Origin of the sequence: Brevundimonas sp. (assembly GCF_031082345.1) — a bacterium.
In the GTDB taxonomy this organism is placed as follows: domain Bacteria; phylum Pseudomonadota; class Alphaproteobacteria; order Caulobacterales; family Caulobacteraceae; genus Brevundimonas.
The window spans coordinates 1-2,806 of the sequence record NZ_JAVHLH010000318.1; the positions used below are offsets into that span (position 1 = coordinate 1).

At 72.2% G+C, this 2,806-nt stretch carries 3 protein-coding genes and 1 pseudogene; all 4 read left to right on the forward strand.

Annotated features, from left to right (window positions below; all coding sequences use genetic code 11):
- Positions 1-204, forward strand: a pseudogene (locus RDU12_RS14645) (hypothetical protein); the annotation flags it as partial.
- Positions 201-1,031 carry a tryptophan synthase subunit alpha gene (gene trpA, locus RDU12_RS14650; RefSeq protein WP_300290989.1) on the forward strand — a complete coding sequence of 277 codons (831 nt, stop codon included), beginning with the start codon at positions 201-203 and terminating at the stop codon, positions 1,029-1,031. The pseudogene RDU12_RS14645 and the gene trpA, both read left to right, overlap by 4 nt.
- A gap of 10 nt (positions 1,032-1,041) precedes the next feature.
- Positions 1,042-1,935, forward strand: a complete 894-nt coding sequence (gene accD, locus RDU12_RS14655) for an acetyl-CoA carboxylase, carboxyltransferase subunit beta (RefSeq protein ID WP_300290987.1) — start codon at positions 1,042-1,044, stop codon at positions 1,933-1,935.
- 5 nt (positions 1,936-1,940) lie between these two features.
- Positions 1,941-2,806, forward strand: an 866-nt coding sequence (locus tag RDU12_RS14660) for a Mur ligase family protein (RefSeq protein WP_308685360.1), incomplete at its 3' end; no start/stop codon positions are given.

The window sequence follows — 2,806 nt, forward strand, 5'->3', positions numbered from 1 at the left end:
CTTGCGGCCGGGGGCGACGCCAACCGCGTCGTCTTCGTGCGCCGCCGCGAGGGCGGGGGCTGCGACGGTCTGCAGATGCAGGCCTTCTACGACACCTCGCGCCCGGCCGGGCCGGAGGCCGTCGGCTATCTCGGGTTCGGCGTAATTCCGGGCGACCTTTGCGCTTCGGGACAGCCGGGCGCGGCCGCTTCGCCCCAGCCATGACCACATCGCGTATCGACGCCCGCTTCGCCGCGCTGAAGGCCGAGGGCCGGGCCGGCTTCGTGGCCTATGTCATGGCCGGCGATCCCTCGCGCGACCAGGCGCTGGAGATCCTGCGCGGCCTGCCGGCGGCCGGCGCCGACATCATCGAGCTGGGCTTTCCCTTCTCCGACCCGATGGCCGAGGGGCCGCCGATCCAGCGCGCCGCCCTGCGCGGTCTGAAGGCGGGGCTGACGCTGAAGGGCACCCTGGCGCTGGCGGCGGCCTTCCGCGAGGGCGACGCCGACACGCCGGTGATCCTGATGGGCTATCTCAATCCGATCGAGACCTACGGCTATGAGGCTTTCGCCCGGGACGCGGCGGCCAGCGGCGTCGACGGTCTGATCGTGGTCGACTGCCCGCCGGAAGAGGCCGGCCCCCTGTCGGACGCTCTCGACGCGGCGCAGGTGTCGCTGATCCGGCTGGCCACCCCGACCTCGGACGACGCCCGGCTGAAGATCATCGCCGAACGGACTTCGGGCTTCGTCTATTATGTCTCGGTGGCTGGGGTGACCGGGGTCAAGGAGGCCCAGGCCCTGTCGGTGGCGCCGGCGGTCGAGCGGGTGCGCAAGGCGTCCGGCCTGCCGGTCGCGGTCGGCTTCGGCGTGAAAACCCCCGAGCGGGCGGCCGAGATCGCCCGGGTGGCCGACGCCGTGGTCGCGGGTTCGGTGCTGGTCGACGAGGTGGCGGCGGCGCTCGAGGCGAACGAACCGGCGACGGCCCGCGTTCTGGCGAAAGTGCGGTCCCTCGCCGATGCGGTCCGGGGTGCGCGCGTGGCGGAAACCGTCTAGAGACCCGCGCATGGTCGACAAGAACAAACCCCAGCAGGAGAAGCGCGGCGGCTGGCTGTCCCGCTTCGCGCCCGGCGTGCGCAAGATCGTCAGCCGGCGCGACACGCCCGACAATCTGTGGGTCAAAGACCCCGACTCCGGCGAGATGCTGTACCGCTCGGACCTCGAGGGCTCGCTGTGGGTAACGCCGTCGGGCCGGCATATGCGCATCGACGCCCCGACGCGGCTGCGCTTCACCTTCGACGGCGGCTCGTATGAGCCGATCGATACGCCCGAGGTCCCCGAGGATCCGCTGAAATTCTCCGACGGCAAGCCCTACAAGGACCGTCTGGCGGCGGCCCGCAAGGCAAGCGGCCGCAGGGACACGATGGCCATCGGCTTCGGCGAGCTGGACGGCACGCCGGCGGTGGTCATCGTCCAGGACTTCACCTTCATGGGCGGCTCGCTGGGCATGGCCGCGGGCGAGGCCTTCATCGCCGCCGCCCGGGCTGCGATCGAGCGCGGCGTGCCTCTGGTGTGCTTCACCGCCGCCGGCGGGGCGCGGATGCAGGAGGGCGCGCTCAGCCTGATGCAGATGGCCCGCACGACCCTGGCCATCCAGGAGCTGAAGGCCGTCCAGCTGCCGTTCGTGGTGGTGCTGACCGACCCGACTACCGGCGGGGTCACCGCCAGCTACGCCATGCTGGGCGATGTCCACCTGGCCGAGCCGGGGGCCCTGATCGGTTTCGCCGGCCCGCGCGTGATCGAGGCCACCATCCGCGAGAAGCTGCCGCCGGGCTTCCAGCGGGCCGAGTATCTGCAGGAGAAGGGCATGGTCGACCGGGTCGTGACCCGCGAGGATCTGCCGAAGGTGCTGGGCCAGATCCTGTCGATGCTCATGGGCGGGAAGCGCCGGGCGGCCTAGGCCCGATGGACCCGATTTCCGAACGCCTGCGCGCCCGCCACCCCCAGCGCATCGACCTGTCGCTGGAGCGGATGCGGGTGCTGTGCGCGGCGCTGGGCGATCCGCAGGACCGGCTGCCGCCGGTGATCCACGTCGCCGGCACCAACGGCAAGGGCTCGACCGTCGCCTTCATCCGCGCGATCGCCGAGGCGGCGGGTCTGCGGGTGCACGCCTACACCTCGCCGCATCTGGTCCGGTTCAACGAGCGCATCCGTCTGGCCGGGCGGCTGATCGAGGACGAGGCGCTGAACGCCGTCCTCGACCGGGTCGAGGCGGCGATCGACGCGAGCGGCAGCGAGGCCACCGTGTTCGAGAGCACGACGGCGGCCGCCTTCGTCGCCATGAGCGAGACTCCCGCTGACCTGGCCATCGTCGAGGTCGGGCTGGGCGGGGTGCTGGACGCCACCAACGTCATCGAACGGCCGCTGCTCAGCGTCATCGCCCCGGTCGACCTCGACCACGCGGAATTCCTCGGGACCAGCCTGCGCGGCGTGGCCGTGGAGAAGGCGGGCATCCTCAAGGCCGGGGCGCGGGGGTTGATCGCGCGCCAGCCGGAAGAAGCCATGCAGGCCATCGAGGCCGCGGCCCAGGCCGTGCGGGCGCCCCTGACCGTCATGGGCGTGGATTTCGACGCCTGGGCCGAGCGCGGGGCCATGGCCTTTCAGGACCAGAACCGCTTCCTAGACCTGCCGGCCCCGGCCCTGGCCGGGCCGCACCAGATCGCCAACGCCGGCCTGGCGGTCGCCGTGGGGCTGGAGCTGGATCTGCCGGAACACGCCATCGCCAACGGCCTGCGCACCGCCCGCTGGCCGGCGCGGATGCAGCGGCTGAC